Here is a 19,351-nt window from a genome sequence, read left to right as displayed (position 1 = left end):
TGTGGGGCACCTGGTCTGTGCGCGGCGCCGGGTCCGCGTGGGTCACCGCGTCCGTGCGGGGTGTAAAGTCCGCGCAGAGTGCAGAATCCGCACAGGTTGCAGAGTTCGTACGCAGAAACGCGGCGTCCAAGGGAGCGAAAAATTCGCCACCGAAAATTTGCACGGCCGCGCCCTAGGAAATTACTGGTACGCCCGGCCGGAAACTCGGGTCATAGCCGAGCCGCTCTGCCGTCCACGCAATAATTTCCTGAATTATTTCATCCTGATACCAGTAGGCATCCCCGTGCCCGGCCTCCGGAATAATGCGCAAATCCGCCGCGGCCCCGACCCGCCGGCAAGCTTGATACATATCCGTGGACTGCCGTACCGAAACCAAATCATCCTTCCCACCATGTAACAAGAACAGCGGCGGCTGGTCCGCATGTACATGCAAAATTGGCGCGGCCCGATGGCCAGCCTCAGCCAAACCCGCATAGGGAAGCGGAGATTCCACCCCGCGCACCAAAGCCAACCCGATCGCGGCTAATTCCGAATCGGAAAGCGCGGCCTTTTGCACGTCCGCATCAGAGGCAGCCGGATCCATGAAATATGACACCCCGTAGAGGGAAACCGCGGCCCCAATCCAGGCCTGGGCCGCGCTAGTTCCGGCGGGCAGAAACTCGGCGGTGCCGTTCGTCGTCGTCAGCATCTGCACCAGGTACCCACCAGCACTATCGCCAAGCACCGCGATACGTTCCGGATCAATCTGGAAATCGGTGGCGTGCGTGCGCAAGAAAGCGACGGCGGCCTTACCGTCCTCAATCTGGGCGGGGAAAGGATGCGGAATCGTGGAGTATTCGGCAGACGCCACCACGAACCCCGCTTCCGCGAAAGCCGTGCGCAACTGCTGAAAATTACCGGTGTGAGAACGCACAAAAGAACCGCCCGTAAAGAAAATCAGGGCCGGGTGCGGGCCAACCTCATCGGGAGTAAGAATGTCCATCGTGAGCTGGCGGGGCCAATGCGTATCGAACCACTGCCGGTAAGTCACCTTTCCGTAAGAAATGACTTTGCGGCGGCGTAGTTCCTGCCCGCGCACCTGCGCACCTTCCGGATACTTCGCGTTGCTAACGGAATAAGGCGTCTGCTCTTGCGTCATCTTTCCCCTCGATCGTTTGCCTGGCTTAGCATTTGGTTTCTAGGCTACTCGGTTTGCGAGCCAGCGGCCTGGTACCGCGTAGCAGGAACCGGCAGCTGGTACCGCGTAGCAGGAACGTGCACCCAAAACATGCGGTAGCAGAAACACAGGAACAGGCGTCCAAAGCGTGCCTCCTAAAGTAGGCCTGCAGAAGGTGCGCCGAAAACATGTAACCAAAACGTGTGCCCAGGACGTGTAACCGAAACGTGTGCCCGAAACGTGTCTGCCAACCCCGCCGCGCCAGCGACCAAAACCGCGGAATTGGTGCCACCAAGTTGCCCGCTCGCAGGGCTCGCCGCTGGCCGCTGATTGGGAGGGCCGCATTTTCGGGGCGCGGCGAACTACGATGGGGGTGGCGCACTTTTTCACGGCGCCGGGAAGACTAAGCCTGAAGCGCGCGCGGCGCGCAGTGAGGAGCATACATGGTACGGCGTACACAAAAACTTGCCGAACAGGGCGTCAGCATCTGGTTGGATGACCTTTCTCGGGAGCGGATCACTTCCGGCAATTTGGCTGAGCTCATCGAAACGCGGGATATTTCTGGCGTTACTACGAATCCAACAATTTTCGCCGCCGCGCTAACCGACGGCGAATCCTATGCCCAGCAGGTGCAAGGAGTTGCCGCGCAAGGACTGCGCGGGGACGCCGCAATTTTCGAAATCATTACGGAAGATGTGCGTAACGCGTGCACGATTATGCGGCCGATCTACGATACGACCTCGGGCGAAGACGGCCGGGTGTCGATCGAAGTTTCTCCGGATCTAGCTTTCGAAACCGAGGCAACTGCCGCGCAGGCCAAAGAACTGTGGGCCAAGGTGGACCGCCCGAACGCGATGATCAAAATTCCGGCCACGCGCGAAGGCCTACCGGCAATCACGGAAGCCATCGGGGAGGGCATCTCGGTAAACGTCACCCTCATTTTCTCCCTGGAACGGTATGCGGAAGTCATCGAGGCCTACCTGGAAGGCCTCGAAAAGGCACAGCGCAATGGTAAAGCGCTCGCGGAAATTCGTTCCGTGGCTTCCTTCTTCGTTTCCCGCGTGGATACGGAAGTTGATAAGCGGTTGGAAGCTCTGGGTACGCCCGCCGCGCAGGCTTTGGCCGGCAAGGCCGGGGTGGCAAATGCTCGGCTTGCTTACGAACTGTTCCAGCGCAAGTTCTCGGGCGAACGGTGGGAGAAACTTGCCGACGCCGGTGCGCATCTCCAGCGGCCGCTCTGGGCTTCCACCGGGGTCAAGAACCCCGCTTATCCGGATACTTTGTACGTGACGGAACTCGTGGCTGCCGAAACGGTCAACACGATGCCGGAGAAAACGCTCGAAGCGGTATATGACCACGGCGAAGTAACCGGGGACACCATTACCGCGAATTTCACGGACGCCCATGAAGTATTCGACGCCCTCACCGCGGTAGGCGTGGATATGAAGGACGTAACCGACCTGCTGGAAAAGGAAGGCGTGGAAAAGTTCATCGTGTCTTGGAAGGAACTGCAAAACACTGTGAACACTGCCATCGATAAGGCACAAGCCTAGATTTTTAGCGGCGGGGCGCCCGGGCTTAACCCGGGCTGCTCCCCACCGCGGCAGAGCTGGAATTAATACAAAACGGCGGCTGAGCTATACATGCGTGAAAACAGAACGCAGGTGTAGCCCAGCCGCCGTTTTATTTGTTAGTACTGTGGCCGTATGCGAGTGCGGGTTACTAACTGGCAGCCGCAGCCGCACCCGCTAGCCGGCCGCTCGCTAGTTTTCGATCTTGACGAGCTTGCCGGTTTCGGTAGCTTCCTTGATGGCCGTGATTGCCCGCAAGGTCTTGACGTTGTCGGCCGGGGTGACGATCGGCGCGACTTCGCGGCGCACTACCTGCACGAAGTGCTTGAGTTGCATCTTGTGCGGGAGCGCTTCATCCACACCCGGGATGTCCATATTCAGCGGCTTGTGCCAGCTGGAAGCGCCGTCGTAAGAGAAGTGATGCAAACGCGGCAAGGACAGCGCACCCTTGGTGCCGCCAATGAAGTAAGCATCGGCGTCGAAGGGGCGGTACTGGGGATCTTCCCGTGCGGTAGCTTCCCAGTTCCACGGGGAGGCAGTGGCATCCGAAATGGAAACCGCGGCGAGTGCTTCGTTTTCGAAGCGCACCGTCAGGACGGCCGAATCTTCCGTTTCGAAACCACGCCCGTTCGAAGACTGCATGCCTTGCACCTCGGAGATTTCTCCGATCAGGTAACGCATCAGATCCACATCGTGGACGAGGTTTACGAGAATCGGCCCGGCGCCCTTCTTGCGCCGCCATTCGAAGTCGTAATACTCATCATTCTTGTAAATCAGGTAGTGGAACGACGAAACTGTGAGCGTCCCCAAAACTCCCGAAGCAATAATCTCCTTCGCCTTATTGACCTTCGGGTTGTGGCGGCGGTGCTGACCCACGAGCACCGGAATCCCGGCTTTTCAGCTTCTTCCGCGAAGCGGAGCGCATCGTCCAAATCATCCGAAATCGGTTTTTCTACCAGGGGTACGACGCCGTACGCGAGCGCCTGACGCGCTACCGGCAAGTGGAGGTGATTCGGCGTGACGATAATGACGCCGTCCGGCTTCGCCTCCTTGAACATCTCTTCATTATCCAAATAGAAAGGAACGCCGGCGGCTTCGGCTACCGGGCGGGCAGCCTCAAAAGCATCTGCAATAGCTACCAATTCCGCTTCAGGTTCTTCTTGCACGAAGCGAATGTGGTTTCGGCCCATGGCGCCAGCGCCAATAACTGCAATACGTACAGGGTTATTCATCAGAAGTCTCCTTTGGCTCTGTGAAGTAATTCAACATTAGATCAATTGTGTGGTGTTTGCCAGGTTGTGGGCTATAAATAGCGGCTCGTTCGGCTCGTTGAGATCGTCCGGCTTGCCCCGCTCGCCCTGCCACCGCCGCGTACGAGGCTGGGGCCGCATACGCGGCGGTGGTTTTAGGCTTGTTACCGTTTTCCTTCTAGGTTCGCGAGTATTGGTTTATGTAGCCCCTTGCGGTTGGCTTTAGGCCCGCGTTTTTTTAGGCCGGCCTTAATTCAGGGCCGTGCCTTCTTAGGCCGGCCATATCTCAGGCCCGTGCCTTTTCGCGAGTTTCGTTACGCATCATGATCAATACCAATACGAAGGCAACGATCATGATGGCAATCGCGGCGTGGAACACCGGCTGGTAAGCCTTTTGCCCGGCGGTCGGATCATGGAAAGTGGCTACCAAAAGTGACTGAATCCAGGTGGAGGTGGCGTAGCCGAGGAACATGATTCCGTAGTTCACCCCGGAGTTCGTGGTGCCAAATTGGGAGGAGGTGAGCGGCGGGTAGATTACCATGAGCGCTCCGAAAGAAAACCCGAACAGAGCCACGGAGAACAGGAAGAGGGCTTGGCTGTGAGAGACTGTCATCAACAGCAGGGCTGCCGTAGTAATTACGAGCATGCCTAAGAGAGCCTTGAAACCGCCAATTCTGTCGATAAGCCAGCCGAAGCAGAGCCGGCCAAAGAAGTTGGCGATCGTATTTGTCATCACGATCGTGCCGGAGAAGGCTACGGCGGCGGTAATTTTCGGATCCCCAAAGATCTGCAGTCCGCCAATGGTAGACATATTGCCCACCATCATGGTGCCAGCGATTGCAGCAAACGCAAAAGTGACAACCATAAGCCAGAACTGGCCGGTTTTGATCATGGCACCCGGGCCCAAATCGCCGTACACGCCCGCGGTAACCGAGCCCGTGGCCGTTTGCGGCGGCGTGTAGCCTTCGGGTAGCCAGCCATCGGCCGGCTTGCGCATAAACAGCGCCGGAACAGAAATAGTAATGAAGAAGAGTACCCCTAGGAACTTCAAGGCATTGAAGATGCCTAGGTGCGGGATTAGCAAGGAAGAAAGGAATGGGGAGAGGGCGGCCGGCCCAAGCGTGGCAGCGGCCAAAGTTATACCCGCAATGGTTCCGCGCTTATCGGGGAACCACCGTTGCCCGGTGGTGAGTGCCGGGGTATAAGCCAGCCCGTTACCGATGCCGCCAAGCAGCGAGAAAGTGAGGTAGAACTGCCAGGGCGCGGTGATGAAGCCGGAAAGGCCAAAGCCGAGGCCGTAGCTAATCCCAGCCACGAAAACGACATTGCGCGGGCCGAGTTTATCGGAGATCCGGCCCGCAAAAATTCCTGTCACGGCCATTGCGGTTTGGAACATGGGGAAGGCATAGGCCAAAGATTTTTCCCATTCCGGATGGATAGCAGTTATTGCCTGTTGGATGATCGAGTATAGGGCGATTGAAGAACTGAAGAACATAATGACGCACGCGGCGCCAATAATGAGCGCGCGGTTAGTATGCCGGTGCTCAGTATGTGTTTCTGCCATTTTTCTTTCTCTATAGCCCGCTCTATGTGAGCGAAGTGTTTAGTAATAAAGCGTGGACCGCACGTGCCATAAACGGATCCATTGCGCCCGGTTTGGGTGCAATGCCGCCCATCATAGGGGAGAAGCCACCGGCTTCGCGCGCGGCCTGGAGCTTGGTTACTCGCAGAAAATCCGTTTTGAGGTCACTCACACGAAAGGCATGGTTCCTTAGTTTCGCGGGCGGGCTGCGCGTCAAAATACGCGGCAGATTGTGTTTCGGGCAGAGCTGCCGGCGGTGCGGGCTGTTGCCGGGCTGCGGGTTGCGTTGCCGGCAAAGCATCGGGCCGCGTAGCCGGCTTTGTGGTTGGCATAGCGGTAGGCTTTGCGATCGGCTTTGTGGCCGTCCGCGGTTCGACCGCCGGCCACGGTTCTGGCCCCGCTTGGGCGCCGGGCTTTTGCATTCGGGCGGGCACAGCTTGCTGAAGTAGCCATGTGGTTGCCTGCCGCCAGCGCCGAGCTATCGAGGTACCGGGCAGTTGACGTGAACCCCGAGATTCACGGCGCGATTCCGCGCGCGTTTCGCTGCGCCGGCTGCGCGCGTAGTCCCAGACCCGCAGAATAGAAAGCAGACGCCGGGTGGCATTATGCAAGCGGGCAGCGAGCATCAAGTACAGGGTCAGTAGCAGACCTGCCAAGCTGATCAGCGCCGCGCCGTAGAAAGTATTTTGGTAGGCCCAGCGGCCCGCGCTTTCGTCGTAGAGCGCTGTGGAAAGCGGGGCGGAAACCCACGTGGCCACGGCATACCCCCAATACATGGTGGCCCAGTTCGAACCCAGATGCGTGGTACCGAAAGTCTGCCCGGTAAAAGGCGGGTAGATAGCCCCGAGTGCCCCATTCGCCATGCCGAGCAGGACCGCAGCACAAATATAAAACCCCAGCACGGGTGCCATCGACAGCCCGATGAGAGCGATGATCGTCGTCGTAAAAATAATCACCAAAGAACGGTGCCCGCCAATGCGATCGAAAATCGTACCACCCAGGAAAGAACCTACCGCTCCAGCAATGGTAGTGAGAGAGACGACGAGCCCGCCGGCCGCAATCGCGCTGGGCGCGGAAGGGTCGGGGAAAAGCTGGGTGCGAGCGATTAGGGAGGAGGCGCTGATCATCATGGCGCCGGCGGTGGAGGCGCAGGCAAAGATGACGAAGAGGAAGTAGAAGCGCCGGGTACGCAGCATTTGCCGGGGGCTCAGATCGCCGTAAGAACCTACAGTCGCGCTACTTCCCTGCGGGGCCTGCCAGTTTTCGGGCTGCCATCCGGGTTGCGGATTGCGGGTGAGCAGGGCTCCACCACAGGTGAAGATCAGCGCGAAAACGCCAATAATCTTGAAGGTCGCGGCCGCGCCTACTAGCGGCAGCAAAAGGGAAGCCGAAACCAGCGAAAATGCCGCGGTAGCCAGGTTAGAAATGGCAATGAGCAGTCCAGAAATTGCGCCCCGCTTATCGGGGTACCAGCGTTGCGCCGTCGAAAGAGAGGGCGAGTAGGCGAAACCGTTACCGATGCCACCAAGCACACAGAAGGCGAAATATACGGCCGGTACTGAGTTAGCGAACCCGGTGAGAATCCACCCCGCCCCGTACAACACGCCGCCCCAGAACAGTACCGGGCGCGGGCCTACACGGTCAGAAAGGCTCCCGGCAAGAAGTCCAGCGGCCACCTGGAAAGTTTGGAAGACCGGGTAAATCCAACCGGTAGCGGCCACGTCCCAACCGTGGGATTCCGCCAGTGCCGGGATGACGACGGAAAGCACGCTGACCGCGGACAGACAGAAGATGACGAAGCTGGCGCCGGTGACGATGCCGCCCCGTCCGACGCGATTTAGACCCGTGCGTAGAGGTGCCACGGGAGTGCCAAAACGTGCCACGAAGGCCTCCTAACATAACTAATAGGTGTGAAAGCGCTGGTTGTAACCAATGAAAACGCTGGTTGTAATCGAAAAGATGAATGATGCGGACCGGGCTGGCGTTTTATGTACGCCTAACGCGGATCGTCGTACTGGAATACGAAATTGCGGAACCGGAAATAATGGAACCGGAGGTTGTGAAAACAGCCGCTCCGGAGCTATTAGACGCGGAACGATAGTTGTAGAACCGTTACCCAGGAACCCTTACCCCAGAACCGGGAGTTGCGAGCCGTGAGCCACTGAAACGGAAGTTGTGGATCCGTCTTGCGGAGCTGACCTCGACTTTTTGTGACGATTAGTTTGCCCTGTATAAACAAGAAAGCCTTGTATGAACAAGAAACTTGTACAGACAAGAAGTCTGTTCAGACAGGAAACATGTTCGGACAAGAGCCTTGTGTAAACAAGATGCTTGTGCAGACAAGAAAAAGCCCATCCGAATACAACATTGGATGGACGATGCCATTCTAATCACCCAGGGCGGGGTGGATTCTAGAGGTATTCCTTTGCGTTGTGTCACTTTTATGGAAGTGCTGGTGGCGTCATCGGCGCGGCGTGAAATTTTGTAAAACTGCGCTATACCTAAGATAATCAGCGCGGTGCACGGGTACGAAACTGCGCGATACCTAATTACAAGACAACCAGAAGCACCAGGGCGATTACCGCACACGCAAAGCCGATACCGAGGAGCACCATAATGCGACGCTGAGCGGCGCTGCGTTCCTTTTCAGTGGTGAGGCTGCGCCGGGCGGCGGCCAGTTCACTCCGTACGTCAGCAAGACTGGCTTCCAAACCGGCTACTTGCTCGGTGCGTTCTTGGGCAATCCTCTCGCGTTCTTCTAGGTTGCGGATCGACTGGGAAAGATCAGCGGTGAGAACCGTGGACTTGGAAGCGGAAGCATCGCGTTCGCGTTCCAGGAGCGCCGTCCTCTCCTCTTCTTCTTGCAAGAGTTTTTCGAGCTGGGTAGTGCGAGTATAAAGTTCGGCGGCGCGCTTATTGGCATCATCAAGCCGTTGCTGGGCGTGTTCGAGGGCGCTACGTTCGCCTTGCCGGAAATCTTGGACGGCAACCAGTTGCGCTACTTGGCCACGCAAAACATCGGCCTCGTCAGAAGAGTCTTGAAACTTTTCGGTGGCAGCCGAAAGTTCGGAGGTGACGCGATTGAGTTCGGCCTCAAAATCACGGGCGCGGTGTTCGGCGGTTTCTGCCCGAGTTTGGGCCGAAGCTGCGGCGGCGCGAGCTTGGCGTTCCCTTTCTTGCGCAATCGCGAGTTCTTGGGTGCGTTGTTGTTCTTGGGCGCGGACCCGGGCCAGTTCGACTGTCAACTGGGAAGCCCGTTGCGCCGAATCTGTGGCTTGCTGTTTGAGTATGCGATGGTTTTCTTCGAGTTGCGCCGCGGCTGCTTCCGCGTTGGCGCGGGCCTGGCGTTCCGCATTGAGTTGTTCACGCAAACGCGTATGCCCGGGAACTGCCCGCGGCTCTTCGCTGGCTTGCGCAGACGCATAGCTACGGGATCTGCGGGCACGCCTGCCAGAAACTTCCCGTTCAGCCATCTTTCCTCCTCTACGGATAAAACCTCGCACACCTCAGGTGGCGCACCGGCTTGATTAAGTTATTACCGGACTTGCCCCGAACTCGTTCGCCCGGGACTTACCCCGAACTCAACCGGTCTCGCCCCGAGCGCCGCTAGTTAGGTCCGACTTTACTTGACGCACCGGCTTCGCGGCTGGAGCGTCAATGTGGCATCGGCCTGGCTATGTGCCCGGAGAACCGGTTACCACGCATGTTGCGGAGCTAGTTTGGGAGCCGTTGCTCGCGCGGCTAATCCCAGCTCGCGCGGCAAAGCACTGCTCGCGCGGTGCGGATTTCGCCGCCAGGGCTCCGGCTAACCTACCGTTCCTTATTTGCCAAAAAATCGACTAGCTCAACTTACCAGCTAGTGATTTCCCCTGCGCGGGGCGAAAGTACGAACCGGCCGGCCCGTTTTCCTCGGAGGCACATGCGCCGCGTGCAACTTCACGCCCGCCTGTGGCGCGTGCGCTGCGCCTAGCATCGCGAGCGGCTTTGGGATAGCTAGCGTCGTGCCTTTTGCTGGTTTCGCGCTGTCCCCGCGTCGCGCCTTTTCTCCGGCTGCGCGCCGCTCCAGCAAAGTGCCCTCCCGCTGCGTTTGCGGCGCGCTTGGCACAGATGCCTCCCGCTGCGTTTGCGCCTACCTCCTATGCTAGGAGGCATGGGTACACGTGAGGAACATGATTCGTTGGGAACCGTAAAGGTTCCCGCCAACCGCCTGTGGGGTGCACAAACCGAGCGAAGTTTGGAGAACTTTCCGATCGGGCGGCCCGGTTTCGTATGGGGCGGGCCGCTCATTCGTGCTTTCGGGCTCCTCAAATACGCGGCCGCGCAGGTCAATATGGAACTGGGGCGCCTAGACACAACTCGAGGAGAACTTATTAGCCGTGCCGCCCGCGAAGTAGCTGCTGGCGAGCACGACGCCGAATTTCCGCTCGTGGCTTTCCAAACCGGTTCGGGCACGCAAACCAATATGAATGCCAATGAAGTGATTGCGAACCGGGCCAATATTCTGGCCGGCGGGAGTGCGGGCACCTACACGCCGGTACATCCCAATGATCACGTGAATCGCGGCCAATCTTCCAATGACACTTTCCCCACGGCCATGCATGTGGCAATCGCCGAACAGCTGCGGGAAAAACTGTATCCGGCCGCTACCCAGCTGGCGGAAGCATTGCGCGCTAAAGAAAAAGAGTATGCCAACCTTGTGATGACGGGGCGCACCCATTTGGAAGACGCGACTCCGGTCACCTTGGGCCAAGTGTTTTCCGGGTGGGCACAGCAGGTCGATTTCGCACTCGCCGCCATCCGGCAGGCAGAAAAAGCAGTGTTGGCGCTGGCAATCGGCGGCACTGCCGTGGGAACCGGGCTAAATACGCACCCGGACTTTGGGGCCCGAGTGACAAGCGTGATTGCTCAAGAAACCGGGATCGAGTTCCGGCGAGAAGATAATCTTTTCTTCGCCCTTTCCGCGCACGACGCCGTCGTCGAACTTTCTGCTTCGCTACGCACCTTGGCAGGTGCCTTACTGAAAATTGCGAACGATATTCGCTGGTATGCTTCCGGGCCGCGCACGGGCATCGGGGAGTTGCATATTCCGGCAAATGAGCCGGGCAGTTCGATTATGCCGGGAAAGGTGAATCCGACGCAGGCCGAGGCGTTGACGATGGTGTGCGTGAAGGTTTATGGCAACGACGCCACGGTGGCATTTGCGGGGTCGCAGGGGAATTTCCAGCTCAATGTGTATAAGCCAGTAATGGCGTGGTGCACATTGGAGTCGATTTCTTTGCTCGGGGAGGCAATCGCGTCCTTCACACAGCGGTGCGTGGTGGGAATTACTCCGCAAAAGGAGAATATCGCCGCGCATCTAGCCGATAATCTCATGCTCGTAACAGCGCTTTCGCCACATATTGGTTACGAGGCCGCCGCAAAAATCGCGCGCGACGCCGAAGCATCCGGGCAGTCTTTACGCGAGGCGGCGCTGGCGGCCGGGATAAGTGCAGATGATTTCGACCGCTGGGTAGACCCGCAGGCCATGGTCTAAGAATTACCAAACCGTAGGTAATTAGCGAACCGCAGGACGGGGTAGCGCCCGGGCCACCCGGCGGCGGGACTGAGAGAAAGCTTAGCCCGGCGGGGCAGAACCCCACCGGGCGGGTGCGGTGCTAACCGGAGGGTGCTAGCGCCGCGGGAAGCAGCCTCGAGACCCGTATTTTCGAAGCAAACAAACCACAAGTTGCTTCGAATCACCGAGGCTGGCCAGCGCAAATGCGCGGCAGGCCTATATTGCGAAAACAAAAACACTACGCCCCGCGCGCCGGTGTTCACTCAGCGAAAGGCGCAACTGACGCGCGTGGCGCCACACGTAAAGCAGGTTGTGCGGAGAACCCACTTAGCTAAATGATAATCATTCTCAACAGAGAGTCAAGACCCGTCCAAAAATCCCCATCGATTTCACTAATTCCGCGGTTTCTGTTTTTTTGGGTTGTGGCACGCACCAATTCCGCGGTTTAGTGGCGTGGTAACCAGCGCAGAAAACGCGGAATTGGTGGTTCGATACCTTTCGCACAAACCGCGGAATTAGTTCTGAGGGGTGCGAGAGCCGCTGGTTTAGCGCAATATCTCACTGCGTGTTTAGTTCAGGCGGAAATGCATGTTTAGCTCAGGCGGAAGGACGTGCGCTTAGCCACATGTGGAAGGCATGCGCTTAGTTCGTACGAAAAGCTGTTTCGGGTGGGTCGAAGGGAACTCCGGAGGGGAGCTGCACGCCGGGCCGGGTTAGCAGTTCGTAGCGGTAGCGGGTGCCAGTTTTGGAAAACTGCCAGCTTTCCGAGCTAGGCGCTGCGGCCCGCAAAAGCCAGGTTCCCGATAGCGGCGGCGCGAACACATCGGCGTCGTCCACCTTCATATCTACCGCGGTACGTACCAAAATATCGGCTAGCGGTTCTGCCTCCGCATAAATCCGGGCACCTCCCGCTACCCACAACAAATCTGTGCCCAGCGCCGCCGCTTCGCTAAGCGCTTGCGGGAAGCTCGTAACCACCCGGGCTTTTCCCGCGTCAAAATCCGGATTCGTAGTTAGCACAAAAGTGGGGGAGCCTTTAATTACGCGCGCCCCGGTAGCCAGCCAGGTACGCCGGCCCATAACGAGCGGCCGGCCGCGTACACTTTCCCGGAAGAAGGAACGGTCTTCCGGGATATCCCAGGGCAAATCCATTCCCTGCGCGAGCGCCCCATTCGCGGACTGCGCCCAAATCATGCCAATGCGCACGGCACCTCCTAAGCAGTAACAGCCTTATATCGCAACAGCCTTAGCGGCAACGGCGTCTCCCTATACGGCCACCGGTGCGGAAATCTTTGGATGGTGCCGGTACCCGTCAGAAGCGTCAATATCATCCATTTCGTATTCGAAAATTGAAGGGGCTTTGCGCAGGTGCAAAGTGGGGAAGGGGTACGGTTCGCGGGAAAGCTGCTCCCGCACCTGCTCCACGTGGTTCGAATAAATATGGCAATCCCCGCCGGTCCAAATAAACTCGCCCACTTCTAGGTCAACCTGTTGCGCCACCATATGCGTCAGCAAGGCATACGAGGAAATATTGAAAGGAACTCCCAAGAACAAATCGGCCGAACGCTGATACAGCTGGCAAGAAAGCTTTCCATCTGCCACATAAAACTGGAACAGCGCGTGGCACGGCTGTAGCGCCATCGCCTCCAAATCGCTCACATTCCATGCCGAAACAATGAGGCGGCGCGAATCCGGGTTTTCCCGCAGCTCCGAAATCAGGTTCGCGATCTGGTCAATATGACCGCCATTGGGCGTGGGCCAACTCCGCCACTGATACCCGTAAATCGGCCCGAGTTCGCCTTCGCTATCCGCCCATTCATCCCAGATAGAAATCCCGTTTTCTTGGAGCCAAGCAATATTCGTCGAACCCGAAAGGAACCACAGCAACTCGCCCTTCACGGATTTCATGGGCACAAATTTCGTGGTAACGCGCGGGAATCCCTCCGCCAAGTTATAACGCAACTGTTGCCCAAACACCGAAAGTGTGCCGGTTCCTGTGCGGTCACCCTTTCGCGTCCCCTCCCGCAGGGTGTAAGCAAGCAGGTCTTCATACTGTCGGTTCACTTTTGCCATGCCGCCAGTGTAGAAGTTTTTGGGAAGAAGATCGACGCCGTACCAGCGCGCTGCCCGCTACCGTATCGTTTTGCCCGCCACCGTGATAGGCATTCCGCCGGTTGCTGGGGGAGCGGTTGCCGGGGGACCGGTTGCCGGGGGAGTCGTCTTGCCCGCCAGCGCCGTATTATCCGCCCCGCGACCGTGATAGCACGCATATGTAACGTGATAGCGCACATGCATAATCCGCAAGGCCTCGACCATAGCTAGTTGCTATTTGGAATTCGCATCATTGCGAGTACCAGCCGGTTCCTTGCGGATTATTTGCTATTTTATTATTACTTGCTACTTGTATGCGAATGCTCGCCACCCGCTACTAGCTATTCGTATTCGCATGTAGCGAGCTGATTGTTTGCACATGTAGCGTGCCGAATTTTTTACTTGCTCGCAGCAACCTTGGCGATGAGAGCGGCGTCGCTCTCCAAAGCACGGGCGGCCCGTTGCGAAACCGCATCCTCGATCTTCGAGCCGATCAACGGCATATTAACACTGACTTCGCCGGTTGCCTGTACGGCCGACGTCGTCCCATCCACCTGGGGAGCAACCCGCAAGGTCAACTCCACCTTAACCGGAACCTTGGTGGAAACTTCGAGGTGAACAACGTCATCCTCGCGCCGCATCGTCAGCGTTGCTTGTGCACCGCTACGTAACAGCTTGCCAACGGTTTTCGGCAAACGGTCGGCTGCCACAGTGATGTCGAGAGTGGCCTGGGCGCCATCAGTGTTAAATTCGTAATCCGAGATGGAGAACTTTTCCATCCGGGCAGTATTCAATTCGGTCGAAAGCAATGCGTCCAACACGGCTGCGGGCTCTGCCTCTACCGTGTAAGTGTGAGAAATTTGCATGAAACTACTGTGCCCTATTTACCCCCTGCCTGCCAAGCTAAGCCCAAAAATCTGGCTGACCGCTTACTCATTTGTGTTCTGGGTATTCGCCTGTGCGGCACCAGGTGAGAGAGGGCCGGGTTTATGGCCGTGCAGTTCCGCGTATTCCTCCGCGGCAAGGTCTCGCACCGGAGCCAAAGCCGGCGAGCGTCGTACCAACAAATAAGAAGCACTCAACAAAATCAGGTAGGGAATCCCGGCATACCAAGCCACCGGTATTAACCAGAACAGGGCCACAAAAATCGCGATCGAAGCCACAATCACCAGTACCGGTACCACCGGCGCACCCCACAAACGTGCCGGAGCATCCGGCAAACCAAGCTGGGCGCGGTGCCGGCGGAAAGCCAAATGCGTGAGCATCGTCAGCACCCAGGTCACCAAAATGCCGACCGTGGCACAACCATAAAGATAGGAAAAAGCGGCATCCGGGGAAACAATCGCCAGCACGGAAGCAATCACCATTCCCAAAGTGGCGATCAAAACCGCTCCGCGCGGGGCCCCATGCGCGCTGGAACGCGCCGCAAAAGCCGGTGCCATCCCATCGATTGCCAGCGCGTGAATCATCCGGGAAGAAGAATACAAACACCCATTCGCTGCCGAAAGCGCCGCCACCAACAGCACCGCATTCATAATATGCCCCGCACCCGGAATCCCCGCCGCATCCAAAGCGATTACGAAAGGCGACTGCTCAATACTCGCCAGTGGCTGGGCCGTCACCGTCCACGGCTGGATCATCACCACCACCAAGATAGCGCCCACATAAAACAGCAAGAGCCGCCAAATCATGGTGTGCGCGGCGCGCGGAATATCGCGCTCCGGATGCTGCGATTCTGCCGCCGAAACCGAAACGTTTTCAATCCCGCCAAAGGAAAAGACGGCCATGCACGCCGCCGCCAAAATACCCGGCACCCCGTAAGGCATAAACCCATCGTGGCCGGTCAAATTGACAAAACCAATCGGCTCTTGCTCCGGCAGACCGAAGAAAACGATAACCAAGCCGAGCAAAATAAAGACCGAGATTGCTACCACTTTGATCATCGAGAACCAATACTCGGAGGTGCCATACAGCCGCACCGTGGCAAGATTCAAACTCACAATAAACAGCGAGCACAGCACCGTGCCCAGCCCCTGATCCAGCCAGGGCAACCACCGATGCAGATATTTCGCGCTCGCGGTCACTTCCGCGCCCACCGCGACCAGCATCGTCACCGCGAAATTCCAGCGCGTGAGGTAACCGCCAAATCGGCCCAGGTACGACGCTGCTACGGTGCCGTGCCCGCCCGGTACCGGGTGCGCAGATACGAGTTCAGCCAGGGCCCACACGACGGCGAGGGCCAGGCTGCCCGCGAGCATATAAGAAATAACGGTAGCCGGGCCGGCGTGCTGAATGGTGCTTCCCGCGCCCAAAAACAGTCCGGTACCCAGTGCTCCGGAAAGTGCGATCATCGCGATCTGCGGGCTGGTGAGCTGGCGGGAGAGCTCGGTGTGCATGCCCGCTTTCTTGTTGCCAAGATTCTTTTGCGCCACTGTTTCCTATCCCTCATCTCGTCAGCTGCTGCTACGAGCTGCTGCTACGCGCGTCTTTTTACCAATTCCGAGGTTTGTGCGAAAGCGCGTGACGATATTTCGCAAGGCAATGTTACGCCAGCCCGTCGCTTTCCCCGGTCGGACCAGACTAGTGAAAAGTACCGGAACGTGCGCTTATAGTCCACCAAGCATGCCGAAGCACCAATTTTTGTGGCCCTAAAAAATGGGGCCTCCAAAAATGGGGCCCCAAAAACGCAAACCGCGGAATTGGTGATTGGGTGGCGCTTGGTGGCAGGAGTTGGGCAGGAGTTGGGCGGGAGGTGGGCGCGAGGTTGCGGGAACCGAAACCGCGGAATTGGTAAATCCGGAGGTTGGGGCACAAAACGTGGGGAGCACAAACCGCGGAATTGGTTGCGGGCCGGTAAGGTGTACTTATGCCGTCTTTGAGTAACATCCTCGATCGCGCGACCGAGCTGGATACGGAAAAACGTGAATGGCTCCACCAGTTGGTGGGGGATTGGCAACTGATCGCCGATTTTGCTTTTGTGGATTTGACTCTCCTCGTCCCCATGATGGATGGGAGATTTATGATCGGTGCGGTCGCGCGCCCGGCTACGGCTTCTACGGTGCTGGATAACGACGTCGTGGGCACCCATATCTCCCCGGAACCTTCCGCGATTTTGTTCGAGGTTCTGGAAACCGGGGAACACCGCGAATTTGACCTGCACGGAATAACCTATTCCTGCTACCCGGTACGAAAAAAGGGGCAGGAACCGATCGCGGTTTTGGCTGAACTTAGTTCGGACATTCCGGGCCGGCGGGTTTCTTTGCCACATCCCTCATATGCAGACATTGAAGAAAAACTTCTGCGCATGGTTACCGAAGGGGAATTCCCGCTGGAGGATGCGCCTACCGGGTACCGCCACGGCACGCCGCGCGTCACTGACGGATTCACCCAACTTGATGCGGAAGGCGCGGTTATTTTTTCCTCTCCGAACGCCACTTCTAATCTGCATCGGCTGGGCGTGCGCGCCACCGCAGAAGGCCAAATTCTGGCGGAACAAATCGTGTCCGTCATTGATGATAAGACGACTCTGGATGAATCTTTGCCCGTTGTGCTCATGGGCCGGGCGCCGTGGCTTTCCGAACTTGAACTACACGGCGTAGTGGTCACTTTCCGCGCGGTCCCGCTCATCGAAGACGGTAAACGCATAGGCGCGGTGCTTCTTTCTCGCGACGTTACCGAGCTGCGGCGTCGGGAAATGGAACTGGTTACCAAAGACGCCACCATCCGGGAAATCAACCACCGCGTCAAAAACAATTTGCAAACGGTTTCCGCGCTTTTGCGGATGCAAGCCCGGCGCGCTACCGACCCGGAAGTTATTGAAGACCTCGTGCAGGCCCAACGGCGGGTAGAAACAATCGCCCTCGTCCACCAGATTCTTTCCCAGTCGATCACCGAATCGGTGAATTTCGACGAAATCTTTTCGCCTTTGCTTGCCATGTCTACTGACATTGCAGCCACCGGTGTACCCGTAAAAGCCTGCCAACACGGCAGTTTCGGAAACGTGGGTGCCTCCAGTTCCACCACTTTAGCGGTGGTCCTCAACGAGCTGGTTTCGAACGCCGTCGAACACGGCCTACCGGAGGGTGGGAGCATCGACGTGATCGTCGAACGCACCGGAGATCATCTGGCGGTAGAAGTGCGCGACGACGGCGTGGGCATGGGCAGCGAAGGGCCCGGGCCAGGATTGGGCACCAAGATTGTGCGCACCATGGTAGAAGGCGAGCTGCGCGGCAATATCGAATGGAAACGCAATGACAGTGGCGGGACTTCAGTCCTGATTGATTTTGATGTGGACGTCACGGATTGACCGCGCGGGCTTTTTGAGCAGGATTTCCCGGAAAAATGCCCCCTGCTAACCGGTGTAATCGAGCACCATTTATGTGCGCGACGTTTGCGGGAGGGCGCCCAAGATAGCGCGCTTACACGCTTTTGAACTGGGCGAATAATGGAGCCGAAAAAACAGTGCTGAGCGTGGTTATTTACGGCGCTAGAATCGGTAGTGTGTGGCCAAAGTGGCCACTTAAGGAGGAAGAATGAGCCGATTCAGCGCGGTATCGTCGCTTGCGAAAGTGGAAAAGGAACTGGAAGAGCTATATGTAGAGCTCCACCAGAATCCGGAACTTTCTATGCTCGAAACCGAAACCGCGGCCCGCTTGCAAGGGCTGTTGGATAAGTTTGGATACGAAACAATGAGCATCGGCGGAGGCGTAGTAGGCATCCTCCGTAACGGGGACGGCCCGGCGGTCCTTTTCCGTTCCGATATTGATGGTTTGCCGGTGAAAGAAGAAACCGGTTTGCCGTACGCATCTACGAAAACCATGAAAGACCGCACCGGCACTGTGCAACCGGTAATGCACGCCTGCGGGCACGATATGCATATGACAGCCGCGATCGGCGCGGCTTGGGTAATGGCAGAAAATAAGGACGCCTGGAGCGGCACTTATGTGGCTCTCTTCCAACCGGCGGAAGAAACCGCGGAAGGGGCCCGCTCGATGGTCAACGATGGCCTGGTTGAAAAGGTGAATGCCAAGATTGGCAAGCTGGATGTGGCCCTCGGCCAGCACGTCCTTACCGATCCGGAAGCGGGCAAAGTGGGAACCACGGCCGGTCCGGCGCTTTCCACCGCGGCCTCGCTTCGCATCACCGTAACCGGGCGCGGCTCGCACGGCTCCATGCCGCACCTGGGTGTGGATCCGATCCTGCTGGCAGCTTCGATTGTTACCCGCTTGCAGGGAATTGTGGCCCGCGAACTCGCGCCGGCGGAGTTCGGCGTCGTGACCGTAGGCTCCATCCACGCGGGCACGCAAGCAAATATCATCCCCAATAGCGCAACCTTGCAACTCAACGTGCGGGCGTACTCGAACGAAACGCGCGAACAGATTATTGCCGCAATCAAGCGCATCGTAACCGCGGAATGCGAAGCATCGGATGCCCCAGAAGCTCCCGAAATCGAAGTTTATGACGTTTTCCCGCTCACCAATAACGACGCCGATGTACACAGCACCGTGCGCGCCGGCTTCATCGAATACTTCGGTGCAGATCGCGTAGAACACCTCGACCCGGTCACTGCCTCTGAAGACTTCTCGATCGTGCCGGATGCTTTCGGCGTGCCGTACTGCTACTGGGGCTTTGGCGGATTTGCTAAGGACCAGCAGGTCTACCCGAACCACAATCCGCACTTTGGGCCGATTATGCAGCCAACCCTGCGCACCGGCGCGGAAGCTGCCGCGGTATCCATCCTTTCCTTCCTCGGAAAGTAAAGCTCCGGCACACTAGGGGCTAACGGGAAGCCCGGTCCGCAACCGGCACCCGTAGCCGAAGACTTGCGCGCACTGGGGATTTGCCCCTTCGGTCTAGACCAAGTTACGGATGCTTGGAAGACTTTCACTCACCAGGGGCTAGGCGTTGTGCATCGCTCACCACGCACACGCTACGCACGGTATGCAACCGGCTGCTTGACGCACGGTACGTAACCTGCTGCTTGACACACGGTACGTAACCTACTGTTTGGCACACGGTACGTAACCAGCTGCTTGACACACGGTACGTAACCTACTGTTTGACACACGGTACGTAACCAGCTGCTTGGAGCACGGTACACAACCTGCTTGGACGCGCTATTACCAGCCGGTGCCCGCTAACGCGCGC

General features: G+C 57.9%; 16 protein-coding genes. 5 read left to right on the top strand and 11 right to left on the bottom strand.

The annotated features are described in order from the left end of the window. Positions 1-172: 172 nt before the first annotated feature. Positions 173-1,138 (bottom strand): alpha/beta hydrolase, encoded by a 966-nt coding sequence (locus BLT47_RS06690; protein ID WP_074663065.1) that lies wholly within the window; start codon positions 1,136-1,138, stop codon positions 173-175. 461 nt (positions 1,139-1,599) lie between these two features. On the opposite strand from BLT47_RS06690, the gene tal reads away from it, so the two are divergent. Then, complete coding sequence (gene tal / locus BLT47_RS06685; protein ID WP_074663062.1) at positions 1,600-2,709, top strand: transaldolase; 1,110 nt, start codon at positions 1,600-1,602, stop codon at positions 2,707-2,709. A gap of 210 nt (positions 2,710-2,919) precedes the next feature. Here tal and BLT47_RS06680 read toward each other — a convergent pair whose 3' ends face one another. From BLT47_RS06680 to BLT47_RS06670, 5 genes are all read right to left on the bottom strand, one after another. Next, positions 2,920-3,603, bottom strand: a complete 684-nt coding sequence (locus BLT47_RS06680) for a Gfo/Idh/MocA family protein (RefSeq protein ID WP_218122553.1) — start codon at positions 3,601-3,603, stop codon at positions 2,920-2,922. After that, positions 3,501-3,959, bottom strand: coding sequence for a Gfo/Idh/MocA family protein (locus BLT47_RS09435; RefSeq protein ID WP_218122552.1), 459 nt, complete (start codon positions 3,957-3,959; stop codon positions 3,501-3,503). The genes BLT47_RS06680 and BLT47_RS09435 overlap by 103 nt, the downstream gene beginning before the upstream one ends. A gap of 304 nt (positions 3,960-4,263) precedes the next feature. Next, a complete protein-coding gene (locus BLT47_RS06675; RefSeq protein ID WP_074663059.1) occupies positions 4,264-5,541 on the bottom strand; it encodes an MFS transporter in 1,278 nt (425 codons plus the stop codon). A gap of 22 nt (positions 5,542-5,563) precedes the next feature. Further along, a complete protein-coding gene (locus tag BLT47_RS09340) occupies positions 5,564-5,731 on the bottom strand; it encodes a hypothetical protein (protein WP_176764497.1) in 168 nt (55 codons plus the stop codon). Beyond that, positions 5,724-7,442 carry an OFA family MFS transporter gene (locus tag BLT47_RS06670; protein ID WP_074663056.1) on the bottom strand — a complete coding sequence of 573 codons (1,719 nt, stop codon included), beginning with the start codon at positions 7,440-7,442 and terminating at the stop codon, positions 5,724-5,726. Before BLT47_RS06670 ends, BLT47_RS09340 begins: the two co-directional genes overlap by 8 nt. An 80-nt stretch (positions 7,443-7,522) precedes the next feature. Between BLT47_RS06670 and BLT47_RS09335 the strand changes: the two genes are divergently transcribed. Further along, positions 7,523-7,660: a hypothetical protein gene (locus tag BLT47_RS09335; protein WP_176764496.1), complete on the top strand. Its 138-nt coding sequence runs from the start codon at positions 7,523-7,525 to the stop codon at positions 7,658-7,660. A gap of 448 nt (positions 7,661-8,108) precedes the next feature. On the opposite strand, the gene BLT47_RS06665 is transcribed toward BLT47_RS09335, so the two are convergent. Next, the gene (locus BLT47_RS06665; protein ID WP_074663053.1) at positions 8,109-9,032 is read right to left on the bottom strand and encodes a coiled-coil domain-containing protein; all 924 of its coding nucleotides are present in this window, start codon (positions 9,030-9,032) and stop codon (positions 8,109-8,111) included. A 677-nt stretch (positions 9,033-9,709) separates the two neighbouring features. Here BLT47_RS06665 and BLT47_RS06660 point away from each other — a divergent pair. Further along, on the top strand, positions 9,710-11,092 hold the full coding sequence (locus BLT47_RS06660; RefSeq protein ID WP_074663050.1) for a class II fumarate hydratase: 1,383 nt from the start codon (positions 9,710-9,712) through the stop codon (positions 11,090-11,092). Between the two features lie 663 nt (positions 11,093-11,755). On the opposite strand, the gene BLT47_RS06655 is transcribed toward BLT47_RS06660, so the two are convergent. The 4 genes from BLT47_RS06655 to BLT47_RS06640 form a co-directional block, all read right to left on the bottom strand. Then, positions 11,756-12,319, bottom strand: a complete 564-nt coding sequence (locus tag BLT47_RS06655) for a dihydrofolate reductase (protein WP_074663047.1) — start codon at positions 12,317-12,319, stop codon at positions 11,756-11,758. Between the two features lie 60 nt (positions 12,320-12,379). Then, positions 12,380-13,186: a thymidylate synthase gene (locus BLT47_RS06650; RefSeq protein ID WP_074663044.1), complete on the bottom strand. Its 807-nt coding sequence runs from the start codon at positions 13,184-13,186 to the stop codon at positions 12,380-12,382. Between the two features lie 416 nt (positions 13,187-13,602). Continuing rightward, the gene (locus tag BLT47_RS06645; RefSeq protein WP_074663041.1) at positions 13,603-14,070 is read right to left on the bottom strand and encodes a DUF2505 domain-containing protein; all 468 of its coding nucleotides are present in this window, start codon (positions 14,068-14,070) and stop codon (positions 13,603-13,605) included. Positions 14,071-14,133: 63 nt separating this feature from the next. Further along, positions 14,134-15,636: an amino acid permease gene (locus BLT47_RS06640; RefSeq protein ID WP_256332570.1), complete on the bottom strand. Its 1,503-nt coding sequence runs from the start codon at positions 15,634-15,636 to the stop codon at positions 14,134-14,136. 434 nt (positions 15,637-16,070) lie between these two features. Here BLT47_RS06640 and BLT47_RS06635 point away from each other — a divergent pair, with 434 nt between their 5' ends. Together BLT47_RS06635 and BLT47_RS06630 are read left to right on the top strand one after the other, a co-directional pair. Then, positions 16,071-17,510 carry a sensor histidine kinase gene (locus BLT47_RS06635; RefSeq protein WP_049620465.1) on the top strand — a complete coding sequence of 480 codons (1,440 nt, stop codon included), beginning with the start codon at positions 16,071-16,073 and terminating at the stop codon, positions 17,508-17,510. A 226-nt stretch (positions 17,511-17,736) separates the two neighbouring features. Beyond that, positions 17,737-18,963 carry an amidohydrolase gene (locus BLT47_RS06630; RefSeq protein ID WP_074663038.1) on the top strand — a complete coding sequence of 409 codons (1,227 nt, stop codon included), beginning with the start codon at positions 17,737-17,739 and terminating at the stop codon, positions 18,961-18,963. Positions 18,964-19,351: the final 388 nt, after the last annotated feature.

Origin of the sequence: Actinobaculum suis, from assembly GCF_900102025.1 — a bacterium.
In the GTDB taxonomy this organism is placed as follows: domain Bacteria; phylum Actinomycetota; class Actinomycetes; order Actinomycetales; family Actinomycetaceae; genus Actinobaculum; species Actinobaculum suis.
The sequence above is the reverse complement of the archived record's forward strand: the minus strand, read 5'-3'. Positions and strand labels throughout refer to the sequence as shown.